Source organism: Chryseobacterium taeanense (genome assembly GCF_900099685.1).
Taxonomy (GTDB): Bacteria; Bacteroidota; Bacteroidia; order Flavobacteriales; family Weeksellaceae; genus Chryseobacterium; species Chryseobacterium taeanense.
Map to the genome: position 1 here is coordinate 106,736 of NZ_FNDW01000008.1, position 18,399 is coordinate 125,134.

Consider the following 18,399-nt stretch of genomic DNA (forward strand, 5'->3'; position numbering starts at 1 on the left):
CCATTAATTTGATTGTCAAACATTTATATGTTATTTAAAATTTCAATCGTGTATATCCGATTACAAATAAGTCATTCCGAGCCTCAAAATTATTAACTTTGTCCTAAATTTATACTAATAATGAGCGCAATAGAATTCAGCCCTTTGTGGAAAGAAAAGTTACTGAACCGTTTTCTTAATTATGTAAAAATATATTCAACCAGCGACGCAGAAAGCGAAACTACACCTTCTACAGAAAGACAGTGGAATATCGCAAACTATATCGTGGAAGAACTGAAAACGATCGGTCTTGAAAATGTATCGATTGACGAAAACGGCTATATCATGGGATACGTCCCTTCTAATCTTGAAAATAATGACAAGCCAACGATTGGATTTATTTCGCATTATGATACTTCACCCGATTTCAGCGGGGAAAATGTAAATCCGCAGGTTTGGGAAAATTACGACGGAAGTGATTTGGTTTTAAATCAGACAACAGGATTTACTTTATCGCCTGCTAAATTTGAAAGTTTAAAAAAATACATCGGTCAGACATTGATTACAACCGACGGAAACACGCTTTTGGGAGCCGACGACAAAGCCGGATGTGCAGAAATTGTAACAGCGGCAGAATATCTAATGGCAAATCCTGAAATTAAGCACGGCAGAATTGCAATTGGATTTACTCCGGATGAGGAAATCGGAAGAGGCGCTCATAAATTTGATGTTGCCAAATTCGGAGCAGAATTCGCCTATACGATGGATGGAGGAGAAGTAGGGGAACTGGAATATGAAAACTTCAACGCTGCAGGTGCTGTGGTAAAAATCCACGGACTGAGCGTTCACCCGGGTTATGCTTACGGAAAAATGGTAAATGCCGCTTTACTGGCCTCAGAATTTGCTCAAATGCTGCCTGCAAATGAAACGCCTGCTACCACAAAAGGTTTTGACGGTTTTTATCATTTAATGGATTTAAATGCAGATATTTCAGAAGCAAAATTGCAATACATCATCCGTGATCACGATGCCGATAAATTTGAAGCAAGAAAGAAATTCATAGAAGAAAGAGTAGCTGAATTTAATCAGAAACACGGCGAAGGAACCGCTGAAATTGAAATTAAAGAACAGTACAGAAATATGAAACAGCAGTTTGAAGGCAAAATGCACATTATTGATCTGGCTGCAGCTGCTATGAAAGAAGCAGGAATCGAACCGAAAATCAAAGCGATCAGAGGAGGAACAGACGGTGCGCAGTTATCTTATATGGGACTTCCTTGTCCGAATATTTTCGCTGGCGGAATCAACTTCCACGGTCCATATGAATATGTAGCGTTGGAAAGTATGGAGAAAGCAATGGAAGTAATCGTGAATATTGTGAAAGCGTAAATTCTTTTTAAAATTTTACGTCTAAAAAATAAAACTTTGTCAAAGTTCGGAACTTTGACAAAGTTTTATTTTTACAAAAGCTTTAAAACAAGCTACATATGGATTAACCAAAAACCCAATAATAAATTAATGCCCAGACTACAACAAAAAATAAAGTAACCCTAAAAGTATCCTTTAAGTTCTGAGTCTGTTTTTTAATGAAATGCTTATAAAGCGTTACTATTAAAAATGTAACAATAATTAAAGTCGGAAGTACGGTAAAAGTTAACATTCTAATTCGAACTTAAAAAAGCATCCCAACCCTGAGCCGTCAAAGCAACCAGTTGGTTAGATCCTCTCGCAATCATGAAATTTCCTTCTTCTTTTTCAACCGCGTGCCCAACAATGGTAAAATCAGGATGGTTTTTAATCTTATCAAAATCAGCCGGCGAAATAGTAAATAACAATTCATAATCTTCCCCGCCGCTCAAAGCAGTCATGACAGGATTTAGATTAAATTCATCCGCAGTCGTAATCGTCAGATTATCCATCGGGATTTTCTCTTCATATAATCGAAATCCTACTTTCGACTGATCCGAGAGATGAAGGATTTCTGAAGCCAAGCCATCGGAGATGTCAATCATAGAAGTCGGTTTAATATCCAGCTGTTCTAAAATTCCTTTTACATCAGTTCTTGCTTCCGGCTTCAGCTGTCTTTCCAGAATATAATCGTAACCTTCCATTTCAGGCTGCATATTTGGATCTGCAAGAAAAACGGCGTGTTCTCTTTCCAGGATCTGAAGCCCCATATAAGCTCCTCCTAAATCACCAGTCACGACAAGCAGATCATTAGGTTTTGCACCGCTTCTTTTCACAATATTTTCGTCGCTTTCAATTCCGATAGCGGTGATGCTCATGACCAGTCCGGCATTGGAACTTGTTGTATCACCTCCGATTAAGTCAATTTTATATCTTTCGCAAGCCGCCTGAATTCCTGCATAAATTTCTTCCAGCGCCTCCACCGGAAAACGATTGGAAACCGCCAAAGAAACCAGAATCTGAGTCGGAGTTGCATTCATGGCAGCAATGTCGCTAAGGTTCACAACCACTGCTTTATAACCCAAATGTTTTAGTGGAACATAGCCCAGATTAAAATGCACTCCCTCTGCCAGAACGTCTGTCGTTAGAACTATTTTTTTATTTTCGGGATTAATAACTGCTGCATCATCTCCCACACCAAGCTCCGATGATTCGTTGGATAAAGGAAAGAATTGTGTTAGGTGTTTAATCAGTCCAAATTCTCCCAGTTTGGAAATGGGTGTCAGTTCAGGATTTTTATCTTCAAACATATTTTTAATTATAATTGATGATTGATAGTTGATAAATGATTATCGATAATTTTTATCGCAGACATTTATCATTTATCATGTATTAATTGAATTCTGCAGGATCAATATTCTCCGGTCGGAAGGGAAGGTTTTTAAAATCTTCTCTTGTTAAAACCACTGTTTCAGGAGTTTTGTATTTATTCATGGCTTCTACCACGTCATCCGGCGGTGTTGTCATTTTTCTCAGCATCATATCGATCCAAACCCCCGTTGCTTCAGCAGTTGCACAGTGTTCCCCATCCGGAGTATAAAATTTATGTAAAAAACGATAGATGGAAGAATCGTCCGCACATCCGTCGATTTCCAAGCTTACAATTACAGTCTGATCGGCATAAATTTCTTTAAAAAAAGAATATCTTTCGTGAAGAATCACCGGGCCAATTCCCCAACGGCTAAGTTGCGTAACGCCCATTTTCTCTTTGGTCATAAAAGCCATTCTCGACTGAGCGCAATATTGCACGTAAGATGAATTGGCTAAATGTTTATTGGCATCGAGATCGCTCCAACGCACTTCAAATTTATGGTAGAAAATCATTAAAAAATCAGTTTTAGAATAATTAAATTATATTCCTTCAAAATTACTCAAATAAGATGGTTTATAAAAATTGTAGTTTTGCAAAAATAATCTTGAGCATAAGATTAAAAAACTATGAAACAAATCATCATTATCGGAGGTGGCGCTGCAGGATTTTTCTGTGCGGCCAACCTTGACGAAAAACTATATAAAATTACCATTCTCGAACAAAATTCGAATGTACTCCAGAAAGTAAAAATTTCAGGTGGCGGTCGCTGTAACGTTACCCACGCCTGTTTTGATCCGAGAGAGCTCGTTCAGTTTTATCCTCGTGGCAACAAGGAATTGCTGAGCGTTTTTACTAAGTTTCAGCCGGGAGATACGATGGAATGGTTTGAAAACCGAAAAGTTTCGTTAAAGATCGAAAATGACAACCGCGTTTTCCCGGAAAGCAATTCGTCACAGAGTATTATTAACGCAATGCTGAGCGAAATCCAGCAAAAAAATATTGAAGTAAAAACCAAATGTTCCGTCCGGGAAATCGAAAAATCTGATGAAAAATATTTGGTTAAAACCAGTTTAGGAGATTTCGAAGCAGATTATATCATTTATACCACCGGAAGTTCTCCGAAATCTTTAAAAATAATCGAAAGCCTTGGTCATAAGATTGTTGATCTGGTTCCGTCGCTTTTCACATTCAACATAAAAGATGATCTGTTGAAAGATCTTGCCGGAACAAGTTTTGAAATGGCAGAAACATCTATTCCCAAACTGAAAACAGATGAAAGCGGGCCGCTGCTGATTACGCATTGGGGTCTTTCGGGACCGGCTATTTTGAAAATCTCTGCCTGGGAAGCGATTAATTTGGCAAAGGTGAAATATAACTTCGAGATTGTGGTGAATTTTATATCTAAAGATCCTGACGAAGCTGAAGAATTGTTTCAGAAATTCAGACAATCCAATCCAAAGAAAACGATGGGACAGTCTAAAATCTTCGACATAACCAACCGCTTTTGGCAAAGAATTCTAGAGGTTTCAAAAGTAGATCTTAATAAGCAGATTGCCAATATCTCAGGGAAGGAAATGCAGACCATCATTGAAAACCTGTGCAGAAAGAAATTTCAGGTGACAGGAAAATCAACTTTTAAAGATGAATTTGTTACCGCCGGAGGTGTTGATTTAAAGGAAATTAACTTTAAAAATATGTCTTCAAAAATTTTACCGAATTTTTATATTGCCGGTGAGGTTTTAAATATCGATGCCGTAACCGGAGGCTTTAATTTCCAGGCCTGCTGGAGCGAGGCCTGGCTGATTGCTCAGGATTTGAATAAAAGATTATAATTTTATTTTATTTAATGCTAACAGCACTAGGCATCCGGCCGCATAGCAAGCAATATCTATCCACGAAAATGAGTTTCCGACAACTATATACATTATACTTCCCGGCTGAAACCCAAGCTTATCGGCAATATTGAAGTATTGTGCAAATTCTATAACACAGGATAACATGAAGATTCCTAAAATAAGGTTTTGATTGTTTTTGATAATTAAAAAAGATTTAAAAAACGTGTAAAGCAACATCACAACAATAACATCTCCGAGATAAGCTCTTACAAAGAAAATATTTTTAAGCACGGTGGCAATTAAAACTTCAACGAAAAAAATGAATATGGTCAGCAGAAAGTATTTCAGGCTGAATGTTAATTTTATCATGGGATATTATTTCGGAACAATAATATTAAAATTTAATGAATAGTGTATTCAGATAATGATTTTTTATTTTAGCCTTAGAATACCACAAAATATTTCATTGCTAAATTTCGATATTAGAAAATATTTATCCTATTTTTGTAGAAATTAATACACAATGAAAAAAAATTACTTATTATTCTCTTTATGTGCTATTATTTCTTGCGGAACTGCAGATCGGGACACCTCAGAATTTGACAATCCGGTTTTAGTAACTAAAATGGTTCAGGATGGCGACAATTTTATATTCAGCTACGACGGAGCCAAAATAACTGAAATGAAAAACACAACCGAAAACTGGACGAGAGTATATACTTACACCGGAGACCTGATTACAAAATATGTAGATACTTACTCAGACGGAACTGTTGACACAACGATCCTGACATACAACAGCAATCAAAAAATTACTAAACAAACGCAGACTTCCAGCGATTCTCCCAATTCGTCAAGTACAACAACTTATATTTATATTGAAGGAGACAAGATTAAAATCACACAAACTTTTGTCTCACCAGGCAATACAAAAACATACGTCAGAGATTCTTATACAAATTCTGACGGCTCATTAAAAAACTGGACAGAAACCGTTACTGATGTTTATCCTACAGTTACCTACACCGGAACCGGAAGTTTACAAAATATCGTTTACGACGGAGGGCATTATCCTTTTAAAAATGTAACAGGATTTATAAAAATGCTTGAAAGTGAGGACATGAACGGATCCGCAAGGAATCTTAAAGAGTATAAGAACATCATAACATATTCTAACGGAGGCGAAGAATCAACTATTTTTAAATCAACCTACGAGTACAATAACAAAAGCTACCCTACAAAAGCGATCCGGGATTATTATCACAGCAATAACCAACCGTACAAATCGGAGATTACAACTTACGAATATAATCACTTATAATACAGAGCGCTTTGGCGCTCTTTTTGCTGCTAAAAAACAATCAAATATTTTACAGCATGAAGAAGGTTATCTTATTTTCGGCATTATTCGTCGGCACCTTTTTATTTTCACAGACCGATTACAGCTCCGTTTCTCAGCTTCCCGATTATGCAATCTTAAAAAAGAGAATGAAGCTGGACGATGTCGTTACCAAAGCAGATACGCCTGCGGAATTCCCGAGAGGAATGAACAATTTTAGAAGGCAGTTTGCTGATAAAATGGATATTATCGATGTAAAATCGAAAAGTATTGATACTCGTGTTTATTTTATTGTTGAAAAGACAGGCTATGTAAGATACGTCGCGGCAACAGGAAGCGACAAAAAACATTCAGATGCGGCAGAAGCAGCAGTAAGAAGGTTATTTGTGAAATGGAAACCGGCCACCATTAATGGCGAGCCTGTACGCTATCTGTACACTTTTCCTTTAACGCTTAAAAAGCACTAGTAAAATAATATATTAACATATCTTTGTGAAAATTTCAATTGTGAAAATTCTAACTTTTTGCTGCATTCTTTTATTTAGTTTTGGTCTTGCACAAGAACAATCGCTGCAGACCACTCAGCTTAATGAGCTTTTGATTGTTGAAAAAAATGGCAGACTTAGAATGGATGCCGAAAAACCAGCTTCTTTTCCTCTTGGATCTACTGAATTTACCAATAAGCTTAGCAAAAATTTTAGATCTAGAAAAGTCATTAGTACTGCTGACATAGAATCCTGTGAAATTATTTTTATAATTGATAAAGATGGAAATATGACAGATATAAAGACTTTGGGTACTAATCAAAGCTTTAATGATGAAGCAATGAGGGCTATCTCAAAAATAACCCAAAAATGGATCCCTGCTGAAATGAACGGAGAAAAGGTACGGTATAAGTTTCGTGTTCCCATAACGATAAGATTTAATAAAAAATGATTGGTTATCCGCCAATCATTTTTTTTATGGAATTAAGCTTCATTAAAGCTTCTATCGGTGTTAAAGTATTGATGTCTATTTTCGTCAGCTCCTCACGGATATTTTCGAGCACCGGATCATCCAGCTGGAAGAATGAAAGCTGCATATTCTCTTCGGTTACTCTTTTAATGCTTTCCGAGGAGTTGCCGTGACTGCGGCTTGCTTCCAGGGTTTTCAGAATTTCATTAGCTCTGTTGACCACCTTAGATGGCATTCCGGCCAGTTTCGCTACATGAATTCCGAAACTGTGTTCGCTTCCGCCCGGAACAAGTTTTCGTAAGAAAATAATATTCCCTTTATTCTCCTGAATGGAAACGTGGAAGTTTTTTACCCTGTCAAAATTCAGCGTCATTTCATTCAGCTCGTGATAATGGGTAGCAAACAAAGTCTTTGCCTGAGTAGGATGCTGATGAAGATATTCTGCGATTGCCCATGCAATGGAAACACCGTCATAAGTAGAAGTTCCGCGACCGATTTCATCCAAAAGAATAAGGCTTCTCTCCGAAATATTATTCAGAATATTAGCTGCTTCGTTCATTTCCACCATGAAAGTTGATTCCCCTGCAGAAATATTATCCGTTGCCCCAACCCTTGTGAAAATTTTATCTAAAATTCCGATTTCAGCATATTTCGCCGGAACAAAACTTCCGATTTGAGCCATGAGACAGACAATGGCTGTCTGACGAAGAATCGCCGACTTACCCGCCATATTCGGTCCGGTAACCATGATGATCTGCTGAGAATCTTTGTCTAAGAAAATATCATTCGGAATATATTTTTCACCTAACGGAAGTGCGTTTTCAATAATCGGATGTCTTGCTTCTTTCAGATCAATGGAAAAACTTTCGTTGAGAACGGGCTTTGTATAACTCTCAGATACAGCCAGCTCAGAAAGCCCTACGGCGACATCAAGCTGCGCAATAATATTTGAGTTTTCCTGAATCTGATCCATATAAATCATTGTATCCGAGCAAACTTTTCTATACAGTTCGCTTTCCAGTACTCCAATTTTTTCTTCAGCACCCAGAATCTGATTTTCGTATTCTTTCAGTTCTTCTGTAATGTAGCGTTCGGCATTGACCAAGGTTTGTTTTCTGAGCCAGTCAGCCGGGACTTTATCTTTGTGGGTATTCCGGACTTCAATATAATATCCGAAAACATTATTAAAATCAATTTTAAGACTGGAAATTCCGGTTCTTTCAATTTCCCGCTGGCACATTTCGTCAAGGAAACCGCGACCTTTAGACTGAAGCCCGCGCAATCGGTCGAGTTCTTCGGAAATACCTTCTTTAATGACATTTCCTTTCGCAAGATTTACCGGTAATTCATCATTCAGATGATTCTGAAGACATTTTATCAATTCACTCTGATCGTACAGCGGATCCAGCCACGCCAATACTTCCGCGTGAGGATGCAGCAGCCCTTTAATTTTATGAATATTAATGAGACTCTGGCGAAGATATCCGAGTTCTTTTGGAGAAATCTTTTCTGCAGCCAGTTTCCCCATCAAACGGTCAAGATCCGAAATGGCTTTTAAAAGCTGGGATATTTCATACTTAAGATGATCGTTTTCGTTTAAAAAATCAATTAAAGAAAGTCTTCTGTTGATTTCGTCGACTGATTTTAAAGGCAGAATAATTCTTCTTCTGAGAAGCCTTCCGCCCATTGGTGTGGATGTTTTATCGATGATATCCAGTAACGATTTGCCCTGCGGACTGCTCGGATATACAATTTCAAGATTTCTTAAGGTAAAATGATCCATCATCAGATAATCCTCCTGCGGAATCACCTGAATTTTGGTGATGTGGGATAATAAATTGTGATGCGTATCTTCTACGAGGTAAGCGAAAATGGCACCCGCCGCTGTAATGGACAACTGCTGATTTTCAACCCCAAATCCTTTTAAAGAGTTGGTTTTAAAATGAGAGGTGAGTTTTTCGTAGGCAAAATTATACTGGTATGCCCAGTCTTCCAGCTTAAAGGCACTCCTGTTTTTGATCTGCTCCGGAATCTGAACACTTCGCTGGTAAATAATTTCGCTGGGATCAAAAGTATTGACAATATGAAGCAGTTTTTCCAGATTGCCTTCGCTTACTAAAAATTCACCTGTAGAAATATCCACCAGAGCGATCCCGAATTTATCTTTTTCCTTATGAAGCGAAAGCAGGAAATTGTTCTTTTTTGAATTTAAGACCTGGTCGTTGAATGTAACGCCCGGTGTCACCAATTCTGTAACTCCTCTTTTTACGATTCCTTTTACCATTTTCGGGTCTTCGAGCTGATCGCAGATCGCCACTCTCATTCCTGCCCTTACCAGTTTTGGAAGATAAGAATCTACGGAATGATGCGGAAATCCGGCCAGTTCTATATGGCCCTCTCCATTCGCCCTTTTGGTAAGAACAATGCCTAAAATCTGAGAAGTTCTGACGGCATCCTGACCGAAAGTTTCATAAAAATCCCCAACCCTGAACAGTAAAAGCGCATCAGGATATTTTGCCTTGATGGTATTGTACTGCATCATTAACGGGGTTTCTTTCTTCACTGTCTTTGCCATTAAAAATCTGTCTTAAAAAATTAGGTTGGTAAAAGTATGAAATAAAATAAAAGCAGTAAAGTGTTTAAAGTGCCGATATGAATTTAACTTAAAAAAATATGAGACCATATTTTGCAATAAAAGACATCTCACGCTTATGAAATGTCTTTTTTATCATTCAAATATTCAAGTCTGCTGACTTTAATAAATACTTTAAAAATTATTTTGGAAGGCCTCTTTTCAGGGCGATTTCTGCTCTCTTGATGGCGATTTTCTCCTTCCAGTCCATATATTTCTTTTTGAAATTCTTTTTCATAAAATCGTCGAATTTACGCTGAGCGGTAAGATTCCATAAAGAATGAGCTTTCACGGCCCAAGATTTATCCCAAGCTCTCAGAGAGATAGAGAAGCTGCCGTCCAGATATTTCATCCAGTGCCACCAGCCGGTCGGCATAAACAGGGTATCTCCATGCTCAAGGAAGCATTCAATACCTTCTACTCCATCCAGTGCAGGGAATTTTGTAAAGTCTGGGTTTTCGATATCATAATCCTCAAGAGCATAGGTTGCATAAGGAAGTTTATAAAGTCTTTCTTTCCATTTGTAGTCGAAAAGAAGGATATGCTTTCTTCCATTGAAATGCGTGTGGAAGATATGCGCCATGTCGATATCAAAGTGAAGGAAGGTTACAGAGCCTTTTCCTCCAAAAAACATGGATGGGTATTTATCCAGAAATCCTCCCATTAACTCTTTTGGAGCAATATAATCTGCCAGTAATTTTTTGGCGTGTTTTATAGGATCAAAAAAGAAAATCCTGAGATCAGTGGGTTCTCTCTGGATAAGATCTACATAATCTGTAAATTTCATTTTTGCGGCAGAAGCATTAATGGGAGCTGCAGGATCGGCCTTGGAGCTGTCGTACAACGGAACCTCTACATCTCCTACTACTTCCTTCATATACTCCATGGTCCATTTTTGGTAAGCAGGCCACTTTCTCGCCATATTCTTAATAACCACAGGTTTTCTTGGCTTCAGATATTTTTCGATGAATTCTTCTTGTGTAATATCATCTACAATATCTATAGGCTTTAGATTAATTCCCATTTTTTTATAATTTAATGTTACAAAATTATTAAATAAAAATATATGTTAACAGATTTAAGCTTTTTTTAATCTATGATTCAAATCATTTTTAACTATTTATTCTAAATAAAAATTTTTTTAGCCAAAAAAATACCCTGTAAAAAGAATTACAGGGCAAAAACACAAAAATGAATAATACAAATCCATCCCTGCTGCTAATATAGAAAATTTAATTAATACCGATAATCGATGAAAAGTTGATAATAGTTATAAAAAACAGGCTTTGGAGAAATATTTTTCTTATAGATTAATTCCGACATTAAAATAAAAAATCAAGATCTACTTTTTACTTAAACTTTTTCTTTTTTTACTTTTTTTCTCTGTGCAAAAAACACAGCGTAATTTGCTGATTTTCTTATGCAATACGTGTTAAAATATATTCTTAGGTTGTGGTATGACACAAATAAAAATGAAAAGCATGGATTAAACAAGACAATTTATCACTATGTTTGTAGTGATAAAGATTACATTTAACTTTCCTTGATTACATCAATCTTTAAAATTGTGTAACAAAAAGCTTTAACCATTAACTAATTGTGTAAATAATAAATTATGAAATTGAAAATTACTTTATTCGTCATGATTTTTTTCTCCGCGCTGTCATTCGCTCAGAAAACTGTTTCGGGGAAAATCACAGATGAAGACGGCGTTGCAATTCCAAGTGCGAGTGTAACGATTGAAGAGCCGGGTAAAGATGCCATTCTGGCTTATGCCATTACCAATTCTAAAGGAGAATATAAAGTGACCTTTACTTCCGCAGAATCTAATGTAGACCTGAAAGTAAAGGCATTCAACCAAAGATCTCTAACCAAACAGATCAACAACAGCGACCAGACCGTGAACTTCAAGATGGAAGGAGAAGCCACCGAAATCAAAGAAGTGAAACTGAAAACCAAGATGATTACCGCAAGAGGTGATACTATTTCTTACGATCTGAAAGCCTTCGACAGCAAAAGCGACAGAACGCTGGCCGATGTCATGAAAAAGATTCCGGGTATTGAAGTAAATACAGACGGAACAATCCTTTATCAGGGTAATGCCATCAACAAATTTTATGTAAACGGAAAAGACCTCATGGAAGGCGGATACGGAACAATCAACAACTCGCTTCCAAAAGATGCCGTACAGAAAGTTGAGGTTCTCGAAAACCACCAGCCTGTAAAAATCCTTCAGGATAAAGTTCCTTCCGATCAGGCAGCCATCAATATTAAACTGAAAAATTCCGTTACCATGACCGGAAGAGGAGAAGTGGGACTGGGAGGAAGCCCTCTGCTGTGGAACGTTAAATTAACACCTATGTTTTTCGGACAGAAAAGCCAGTGGGTAGTCAATTATAAAACCAACAACGTAGGTGAGCAGGTAGAAAATGAAGGAAATATATTAGCATTCGGAAACAGATTTGAGGGAAGAAGAATCAATGCTTCCCAAAACGACTGGCTGAATGTAGAAAATGCAAGTACTCCCAACCTTCCGGTAAAAAGATATCTGATGAACAGCGTGCATTACGTATCTGCCAACTATCTTACCAATATTGACAAGAAAAAAGAATGGGAACTGAAAGCTAATGCTAATTATACGAATAATGCGGTAGAGAGAGAGTCCTATATCCAACAAGAGATTTTTGCTACTGATAAATCTCCTGCTACAACGGTGTTCCAAAATATTCGTAATAATTTTTATACAGATAAAGCAAAAGGAGAATTGATCTTTACCAAGAATGCAAAAAAAGGTTTCTTTAAAAATACAACCAGTTTTTCTCAATATTGGAATGCAGACCGGGCAATTGTAGATAGAAATAGCACTTTGCCAAATTCCAGCAGAAATGGAGAAGAAGCAGTGGAATCTCCTACCACTTCATTCCAGAACTCATTGAGTACGATTGTTCCGTGGAAAGAAAAAATGGTGAATGTATTGTCTTTTATCAGTTACCAGACAGACAAACAGACTCTTGAAGTATCTCCGGCTTCATATCTGCAAATTCCGGGATTTTTTACTCCATCTACAGCGAATTTTGCCACACAGAGTATGAGATTGAAAACTTTTGAAGCCAACCATTCTGCGAACATCGGTTTCTCAACAAAAGGTTGGACATTTACTCCGGAGATTGGATTTAATTTTAAATCAACAAATTTAGTATCTGACCTTTCTAATGTTCTGGCAGGTACAATAAGCACCCCTTCAAATACGCCGATTTCTGCTTACAGCAATGATCTTACATATACCACTGCAACACCTTACGGAAGTGTGGGGGTAAATTATAAAAATGATTCATGGATGATTTATGCAAACTTCCCGGTAAACTCAAATAATATTAAAGCGGAAGATCCTGCAAGATCCGTTTCAAAAGATGTGAACAAGGTAACTTTTGAACCAAGTATTTTTGCTCAATATACATTTGCTTCTTTCTGGAAAGCTTCAGTAAATGCAAATATTAACAATAATTTTGGAGAAGTAAATACTGCATATTCTGGATTCATGATGACTTCGCCTTCAGGAATTAATGCCATGAAAGCAACCAATCCGATACCTCAGAACAACAATAAATCGGCAGGAACAAGAATAGAATACAGAAACCCGCTTAATAATTTATTCTTTAATATCAACTACAGATATTCTGATGCGAAGAGAAATCTTATTTCCAACCCAACCATCGTTCAGGGATATACTGTTATGGAATATTTAGAGAGAGACAACCATGTATTGTCTAGTGGTTACAGTGCGGAGGTTGGAAAATATTTTCCAAAATTCAAAACCAATGCTTCAGTAAGCTACAGCAATAATACTACAAAATCTGACCTTTTCCTCAATGATTCTTTTTACACTAATAAGAATAACGGGCAGTCTGCTGGCTTAAAGTTCAACAATACTTATTTCAGTTGGATGAGTATCGATTATAATGCTAGCTTTTCGAAAACCAAGCAAACAAGTGCTGGTAGAGCAGCTACGAATGCCAGCAGAAGAGGATTTACTCATAATTTAGGTCTTTTCTTCTATCCTATAGAAAATCATACAATTGGATTCAACTGGGATCAGGTGAATACAAGTGCTGTCGATCAAAAATATCATAATGGATTTTATGACTTATCTTACCAATTTACATGGGCTAAAAAGAAAATAGATTTCGAATTAAAATGGATGAATATAGCTAATAAGAAAGTATTTGAAACCTATGAAATTGGAAATACAGATACCAGATTTACGAGAATACAGCTTCGGCCAAGTCAGGTAATGTTTACCGTAAAATTCAATTTTAAATAAAACAAGAAAACCAATCTCAATGAGGTTGGTTTTTTTATGTTTAAAAGGTTTTATTTAAATTTCATTGTTTTCCTGCATCATACTGTAGAAATTAGGAAAACGAAGTTGTACAGTAGTTCCCTGGTTTTCATAAGAGCTAACGATCAGTTCGCCATGATGCATTCTTACAATATTCCGGGCCAGTGGGAGACCGATTCCATAGCCTTCATAATTACGGGTATTAGAAGCTCTGAAAAACGGATCGTAGATTTTATTCATTTCTTCCTGCGGAATGCCTATTCCGTTATCCTTTACAATGATATAAACATCCGAATCAGTGGCTCCTAATGATACTTTTACCTGTTGGAAATTAGAATATTTACATCCGTTCTGAATGATATTGGTCACTGCAAGATGAAGTAGCTGCTCATTACCCTGAACTTTCAGTTTTTTAGGATTATCGGGAAGCATGCTGATATCAAGATAAATATTATTCCTCGAATCAATCCTGCGTAAGGTCTCAATCACGTCCCAAAGAAGCTGGTCGATTCTTACTTTATCCATTTTCTGAATTTTGCCGTCGAATCCTGTCTGTGCGATCATCAGCAGCGCTTTAATTTTTTTATCCAGCTTTTCGGCTTCATCCAGGATAATTCCAAGGGTTTCCTTGTATTCGCTATTGGTTCTTGATATCGAAAGGGCAACATCTGCCTCTCCCATGATAGACGTTAAAGGCGTTCTCAATTCATGCGAAACATTTCCGATGAGGTGGTTCTGGGTTTCAAAAGAAGTTTCGATCCGGTTCAGCATATCGTTGAAGGTGTCCACCAGTTCGTTGAGTTCTTTATTGTCGGGTTGTGATTCCAGTCTGAGGTGAAGGTTTTCGGAGCTGATTTCTTTTACCTTTCCTGTAATCTTTAAGATCGGTTTAAACAAAGTTTTAGAGAGATAAAAAGAAAAAATCATACTGAAAAAAAGTGACAGAACGATACAGGTGATTAATGTTCTTTTTAAAAACCCGAGATAATAAACCACATAATGATTTTTTGCCGAGGCGATTGCAATATAGCTTTTGTTATCATGACGGAAAGTCTGCCCTATATAATAAAATTCTTTGTCATTATAATTAGCCTCACCATTTTTTACAATACTTTTAAAAAACGATCCGGGAATATGAATTTCCTGAGAGATTTTATTAAAATTGGAATCGGCCGGAACTGCAAAAACATAATCCCTCTCCATGGGAAGTTCTTCATCGTTCAGACCGTTCAGAATATAATTTTCCGGGAGATCCAGATCGTCCTTACCCTTCTCTATCTGAATAATAGTGGTGGTACGGATTTTTAAAAGCTCGTCAAATCTTTGGTGAGAAAAATTAACGATCGAAAAATATACCAGACCACTGAACAGCAGAATGATCGCCGTGAAAACCAGCATCAGAAGAATCATGGTTTTGGTCTGATTGGTGAGAACTTTATTGAACATCCGTTATGGTTTTTTTAAAACATAGCCCATCCCGATAACAGTATGGATCAGTTTATTATCTTCCTTATGATCCAGCTTTTTTCTAAGATAATTAACATAAACATCCACAACATTGGTTCCCAGCTCATAATTCACGCCCCATACAGCATCCAGAATTTCCGCTCTGGAAATTACTTTTTCAGGATTGTTCAAAAAATACAGCAGCAGCTTGTATTCCGTTGACGTAAGCGAGATTTCTTCTCCGTTTCGGGTAACCTTTTTGGCATAGTCGTTCAGAATAAGATCTGAAAACTGATAAATATGCTCCTGATCTACTTCGGGTTCTGCAATTTCCGGAGTATTTCCGTTGTTGCTTCTTCTCAGGAGTGATTTTACACGGGCGACCAGCTCGATGAATTTGAAGGGTTTTACAAGATAATCATCTCCCCCGCTTTCAAGTCCCAACACAATATTTTCCGAGGCTCCGAGTGCAGTTAGGAAAAGAATAGGGACATGGTGATTGGTTTTCCGTATTTCTTTGCAGACATCAAGACCGTTCATTTCCGGGAGCATAATATCCAGAATCACCAGATCAAAATCGCTCGACTCTACCATCTGAACGCCGGTTTTTCCGTCAAAAGCCACCGAAATTTCATAGCCGTTTTCCTGAAGCCCTTTCTTAATAAAGGATACTACACTTGTTTCGTCTTCGATGAGAATGATTTTTTTCATTAGAGTAAGGAATTATACAAAAATAGAAAAATTAAATAACCGGAAACTATTAAAAGCTGAAATGTAAGTTGCCTCCATCCACTGTCAAAAGGCATTCGTGTGCCATTTCCAGCATTTCCAAAATCTACCACTACATCTGTTATAGGATAGTACCTGGAAGCGGAAATTCCAGGCTCCCAGGGATATTTATTTTTTTGACAGGAAGATAATAATGTGCTAAGAAAAATCATACCCAAGAAGTTCAGGGCTATAAGATTTCCTTTCGTAAGGAGGGTTTTTAAATTCTTTTTCATCAGTGAATTGAGGTACGTTTGCATATGCGAAATTATAATGAGCCAACGCATCTTTTAACGATAAACTTATAAAGAGGCTGTCTCAAAAGGCAGCCTCATTTTCTTAAAGCTTCATCAATCGATTTATCTATAAAGTCACTGAAAGAATTAAATACCTTTTTATAATATACGTATTCTCCTTTTTCATTTTTATGAAATTTATCTTCTGCATATATATAAATAGGCGGGTTTTCACCTTCGACAAAAAAAAACAAGCATTGATCATTTCCATAATTTGCAAACGCAAAAAATGGTTTCAAATCTAAATTTACTTCGTCCATACTTTCTTTAATATTTTCTTGTGTCCAATCTAAATACTCAGTTATTGTATCCCAATCTATGGCATTTTGAAATTCTCCTCCTAAAAAAAGAAATTCTTTATAAGCTTTTGGAAATGTGACATTGAATTTTTGTTCTAATTTTTCTATTTCTTGTTCTGATATTCCTCGATTTTCCCAACTACCAATTTTGGGGGTATTTTTCATTTTGGTTAAGTATTCTATTTGCATTTTTTTAATTTAAGGTTTTTTTATTTTTAATTTAGGGTAAAGATTCTCTAAAATCTGAATTTTTTCTGCTCCACTACTATAAATATTAATTTTTGCATTATATTTTGCTGAAACACGTTCATCTGTCCACTACACACATGACAAGGATCCAAAATAGTTTGCAACTCAACTTCTATTTTCAAATCAGCAGTTGTCTTTGCATCAAATTGTTTCATGAGTTCTTTAATATGAATATGCTCAAACTCTCTGGAAGTTTTGCTTTCGGTATCTAAAAATAAAAAAGAGACTGTATTAAACAACCTCTTTTTTAAATATTATTTACTCAATGCATAATCAATAGATCTATCAATATACTCACTGAAGGAGTTTCTAAATTTGGAGTAAAATACCTCTTTACCTTCTTCTTCTATTTTATCTTCGTAATATGCGTAAACGGGTGGGTTTTCATCTCCGTTTAGAAAGAAAAACAAACATTGGTCTCTTTCATAATTTGCAAACGCAAAAAATGGTTTCAAATCTAAATTTACTTCGTCCATACTTTCTTTAATATTTTCTTGCATCCAATCTAAATATTGAGAATCTGTATTCCAATCGTCAATACAATTTTGATATTTGCCTCCTAAAAACAAGAATTCTTTGTAGGCTTTCGGAAATTTTATATTAAGCTTTTGTTCTAGTTTTTCTATTTCCGTTTCACTATTCCCTTTATTTTCATTCCCTTTTATTATGGGAGTGTTTTTCATTTTTTTTAAATATTCTATTTGCATAATATATTTTTAAGGGTTTTCTATTTTTAATTGTGGATATAAATCATTCAAACTTTTACTATCCTTTGCTCCACTACTATAAATTGTACTATTAGCATTATATTTGGCTTGAAAAACATTCATTTGTCCTTGACAAATTTTACATGGATCCAAAATAGTTTGCAACTCTGCTTCTATTTTTAAATCATTGCCGGATTTGTAACCAATTGAGTTGTTATTTCTTTAGATGAAATTCTTCAACTCACGAAAAAATTCACTTTTATTATCTAAAAAAAGAGGCTGTTATTACAACCTCTTTTTTAGATACTATTTACTTAAAGCTTCATCAATTGACTTATCTATACAATCACTGAAAGAATTGAATAATTTTTTATAATATACATATTCTCCATTATTATTTTTGTGAAATTTCTCTTCCGCATATATATATACAGAAGGATTCTCGCCTTCATTTAAAAAGAAGAATAAGCATTGATCTGTATCATAAGCAGCGAAGACAAATATTGGGCTTAAGACTAAATTTACATTGGACATACTTTCATGTAGATTTTCTTGTTTCCAATCTAAATATAGATAATCGGTATCCCAATCGTCAATACAGTTTTGATATTTGCCTCCCAAAAAAAGAAATTCTTTGTAGGCTTTCGGAAACTGAATATTAAACTTCTGTTCTAATTTTTCTATTTCCTGTTCAGAAATTCCTCTATTTTGATCTCCTTTTATAATAGGAGTATTTTTCATCTGTGTTAAATATTCTATTTGCATAAAATCTTAATT

General features: G+C 36.1%; 18 protein-coding genes. 6 read left to right on the forward strand and 12 right to left on the reverse strand.

Annotated elements, in window-relative coordinates; translation table 11 throughout:
* The first annotated feature begins 120 nt into the window (after positions 1-120).
* A complete protein-coding gene (gene pepT, locus BLR30_RS12275) occupies positions 121-1,368 on the forward strand; it encodes a peptidase T (RefSeq protein ID WP_089859132.1) in 1,248 nt (415 codons plus the stop codon).
* 272 nt (positions 1,369-1,640) lie between these two features.
* On the opposite strand, the gene thiL is transcribed toward pepT, so the two are convergent.
* Both thiL and BLR30_RS12285 read right to left on the reverse strand, forming a co-directional pair.
* Complete coding sequence (thiL, locus tag BLR30_RS12280) at positions 1,641-2,696, reverse strand: thiamine-phosphate kinase (RefSeq protein WP_089859134.1); 1,056 nt, start codon at positions 2,694-2,696, stop codon at positions 1,641-1,643.
* A gap of 82 nt (positions 2,697-2,778) precedes the next feature.
* Positions 2,779-3,270 (reverse strand): acyl-CoA thioesterase, encoded by a 492-nt coding sequence (locus BLR30_RS12285; protein ID WP_089859136.1) that lies wholly within the window; start codon positions 3,268-3,270, stop codon positions 2,779-2,781.
* A gap of 114 nt (positions 3,271-3,384) precedes the next feature.
* On the opposite strand from BLR30_RS12285, the gene BLR30_RS12290 reads away from it, so the two are divergent.
* Positions 3,385-4,590 carry a BaiN/RdsA family NAD(P)/FAD-dependent oxidoreductase gene (locus BLR30_RS12290; RefSeq protein WP_089859139.1) on the forward strand — a complete coding sequence of 402 codons (1,206 nt, stop codon included), beginning with the start codon at positions 3,385-3,387 and terminating at the stop codon, positions 4,588-4,590.
* Here the strand turns inward: BLR30_RS12290 and BLR30_RS12295 are convergent.
* On the reverse strand, positions 4,585-4,962 hold the full coding sequence (locus BLR30_RS12295) for a ribosomal maturation YjgA family protein (protein WP_089859141.1): 378 nt from the start codon (positions 4,960-4,962) through the stop codon (positions 4,585-4,587). The genes BLR30_RS12290 and BLR30_RS12295 overlap by 6 nt on opposite strands.
* A 154-nt stretch (positions 4,963-5,116) precedes the next feature.
* Here BLR30_RS12295 and BLR30_RS12300 point away from each other — a divergent pair, with 154 nt between their 5' ends.
* Genes BLR30_RS12300 through BLR30_RS12310 form a run of 3 tightly spaced genes read left to right on the forward strand, consistent with a single transcriptional unit; the run spans position 5,117 to position 6,868 of the window.
* Positions 5,117-5,914, forward strand: coding sequence for a hypothetical protein (locus BLR30_RS12300; RefSeq protein ID WP_089859144.1), 798 nt, complete (start codon positions 5,117-5,119; stop codon positions 5,912-5,914).
* Positions 5,915-5,970: 56 nt separating this feature from the next.
* Entirely contained in the window at positions 5,971-6,399 is a 429-nt protein-coding gene (locus tag BLR30_RS12305) for an energy transducer TonB (RefSeq protein ID WP_089859146.1), read from the forward strand.
* A gap of 40 nt (positions 6,400-6,439) precedes the next feature.
* Positions 6,440-6,868, forward strand: coding sequence for an energy transducer TonB (locus BLR30_RS12310; RefSeq protein ID WP_089859150.1), 429 nt, complete (start codon positions 6,440-6,442; stop codon positions 6,866-6,868).
* 4 nt (positions 6,869-6,872) lie between these two features.
* Here the strand turns inward: BLR30_RS12310 and mutS are convergent, their stop codons facing one another.
* A complete protein-coding gene (mutS, locus tag BLR30_RS12315) occupies positions 6,873-9,461 on the reverse strand; it encodes a DNA mismatch repair protein MutS (protein ID WP_089859153.1) in 2,589 nt (862 codons plus the stop codon).
* A 199-nt stretch (positions 9,462-9,660) separates the two neighbouring features.
* Positions 9,661-10,542 (reverse strand): cupin-like domain-containing protein, encoded by an 882-nt coding sequence (locus tag BLR30_RS12320; protein ID WP_089859156.1) that lies wholly within the window; start codon positions 10,540-10,542, stop codon positions 9,661-9,663.
* Between the two features lie 591 nt (positions 10,543-11,133).
* On the opposite strand from BLR30_RS12320, the gene BLR30_RS12325 reads away from it, so the two are divergent.
* Positions 11,134-13,839 carry a TonB-dependent receptor gene (locus tag BLR30_RS12325; protein ID WP_089859159.1) on the forward strand — a complete coding sequence of 902 codons (2,706 nt, stop codon included), beginning with the start codon at positions 11,134-11,136 and terminating at the stop codon, positions 13,837-13,839.
* Positions 13,840-13,893: 54 nt separating this feature from the next.
* Here the strand turns inward: BLR30_RS12325 and BLR30_RS12330 are convergent, their stop codons facing one another.
* The 7 genes from BLR30_RS12330 to BLR30_RS12355 form a co-directional block, all read right to left on the reverse strand.
* The gene (locus BLR30_RS12330) at positions 13,894-15,303 is read right to left on the reverse strand and encodes a sensor histidine kinase (RefSeq protein ID WP_089859163.1); all 1,410 of its coding nucleotides are present in this window, start codon (positions 15,301-15,303) and stop codon (positions 13,894-13,896) included.
* 3 nt (positions 15,304-15,306) lie between these two features.
* The gene (locus BLR30_RS12335; RefSeq protein ID WP_089859166.1) at positions 15,307-16,014 is read right to left on the reverse strand and encodes a response regulator transcription factor; all 708 of its coding nucleotides are present in this window, start codon (positions 16,012-16,014) and stop codon (positions 15,307-15,309) included.
* Entirely contained in the window at positions 16,014-16,331 is a 318-nt protein-coding gene (locus BLR30_RS12340; protein ID WP_139164625.1) for a hypothetical protein, read from the reverse strand. The genes BLR30_RS12335 and BLR30_RS12340 overlap by 1 nt, the downstream gene beginning before the upstream one ends.
* 71 nt (positions 16,332-16,402) lie before the next feature.
* The gene (locus tag BLR30_RS12345; RefSeq protein ID WP_089859172.1) at positions 16,403-16,855 is read right to left on the reverse strand and encodes an SMI1/KNR4 family protein; all 453 of its coding nucleotides are present in this window, start codon (positions 16,853-16,855) and stop codon (positions 16,403-16,405) included.
* A 47-nt stretch (positions 16,856-16,902) separates the two neighbouring features.
* Complete coding sequence (locus BLR30_RS17580) at positions 16,903-17,154, reverse strand: hypothetical protein (protein ID WP_139164626.1); 252 nt, start codon at positions 17,152-17,154, stop codon at positions 16,903-16,905.
* 15 nt (positions 17,155-17,169) lie between these two features.
* The gene (locus BLR30_RS12350; RefSeq protein ID WP_089859175.1) at positions 17,170-17,622 is read right to left on the reverse strand and encodes an SMI1/KNR4 family protein; all 453 of its coding nucleotides are present in this window, start codon (positions 17,620-17,622) and stop codon (positions 17,170-17,172) included.
* Between the two features lie 306 nt (positions 17,623-17,928).
* Positions 17,929-18,387 (reverse strand): SMI1/KNR4 family protein, encoded by a 459-nt coding sequence (locus BLR30_RS12355; RefSeq protein WP_089859178.1) that lies wholly within the window; start codon positions 18,385-18,387, stop codon positions 17,929-17,931.
* Between the last annotated feature and the right edge of the window lie 12 nt (positions 18,388-18,399).

Bases quoted from the DNA above. Each gene is read 5' to 3' on its own strand.
- pepT (WP_089859132.1), top strand. From the start codon at position 121: ATGAGCGCAATAGAATTCAGCCCTTTGTGGAAAGAAAAGTTACTGAAC.
- thiL (WP_089859134.1), bottom strand. From the start codon at position 2,696: ATGTTTGAAGATAAAAATCCTGAACTGACACCCATTTCCAAACTGGGA.
- BLR30_RS12285 (WP_089859136.1), bottom strand. From the start codon at position 3,270: ATGATTTTCTACCATAAATTTGAAGTGCGTTGGAGCGATCTCGATGCC.
- BLR30_RS12290 (WP_089859139.1), top strand. From the start codon at position 3,385: ATGAAACAAATCATCATTATCGGAGGTGGCGCTGCAGGATTTTTCTGT.
- BLR30_RS12295 (WP_089859141.1), bottom strand. From the start codon at position 4,962: ATGATAAAATTAACATTCAGCCTGAAATACTTTCTGCTGACCATATTC.
- BLR30_RS12300 (WP_089859144.1), top strand. From the start codon at position 5,117: ATGAAAAAAAATTACTTATTATTCTCTTTATGTGCTATTATTTCTTGC.
- BLR30_RS12305 (WP_089859146.1), top strand. From the start codon at position 5,971: ATGAAGAAGGTTATCTTATTTTCGGCATTATTCGTCGGCACCTTTTTA.
- mutS (WP_089859153.1), bottom strand. From the start codon at position 9,461: ATGGCAAAGACAGTGAAGAAAGAAACCCCGTTAATGATGCAGTACAAT.
- BLR30_RS12320 (WP_089859156.1), bottom strand. From the start codon at position 10,542: ATGGGAATTAATCTAAAGCCTATAGATATTGTAGATGATATTACACAA.
- BLR30_RS12325 (WP_089859159.1), top strand. From the start codon at position 11,134: ATGAAATTGAAAATTACTTTATTCGTCATGATTTTTTTCTCCGCGCTG.
- BLR30_RS12330 (WP_089859163.1), bottom strand. From the start codon at position 15,303: ATGTTCAATAAAGTTCTCACCAATCAGACCAAAACCATGATTCTTCTG.
- BLR30_RS12335 (WP_089859166.1), bottom strand. From the start codon at position 16,014: ATGAAAAAAATCATTCTCATCGAAGACGAAACAAGTGTAGTATCCTTT.
- BLR30_RS12340 (WP_139164625.1), bottom strand. From the start codon at position 16,331: ATGCAAACGTACCTCAATTCACTGATGAAAAAGAATTTAAAAACCCTC.
- BLR30_RS12345 (WP_089859172.1), bottom strand. From the start codon at position 16,855: ATGCAAATAGAATACTTAACCAAAATGAAAAATACCCCCAAAATTGGT.
- BLR30_RS12350 (WP_089859175.1), bottom strand. From the start codon at position 17,622: ATGCAAATAGAATATTTAAAAAAAATGAAAAACACTCCCATAATAAAA.
- BLR30_RS12355 (WP_089859178.1), bottom strand. From the start codon at position 18,387: ATGCAAATAGAATATTTAACACAGATGAAAAATACTCCTATTATAAAA.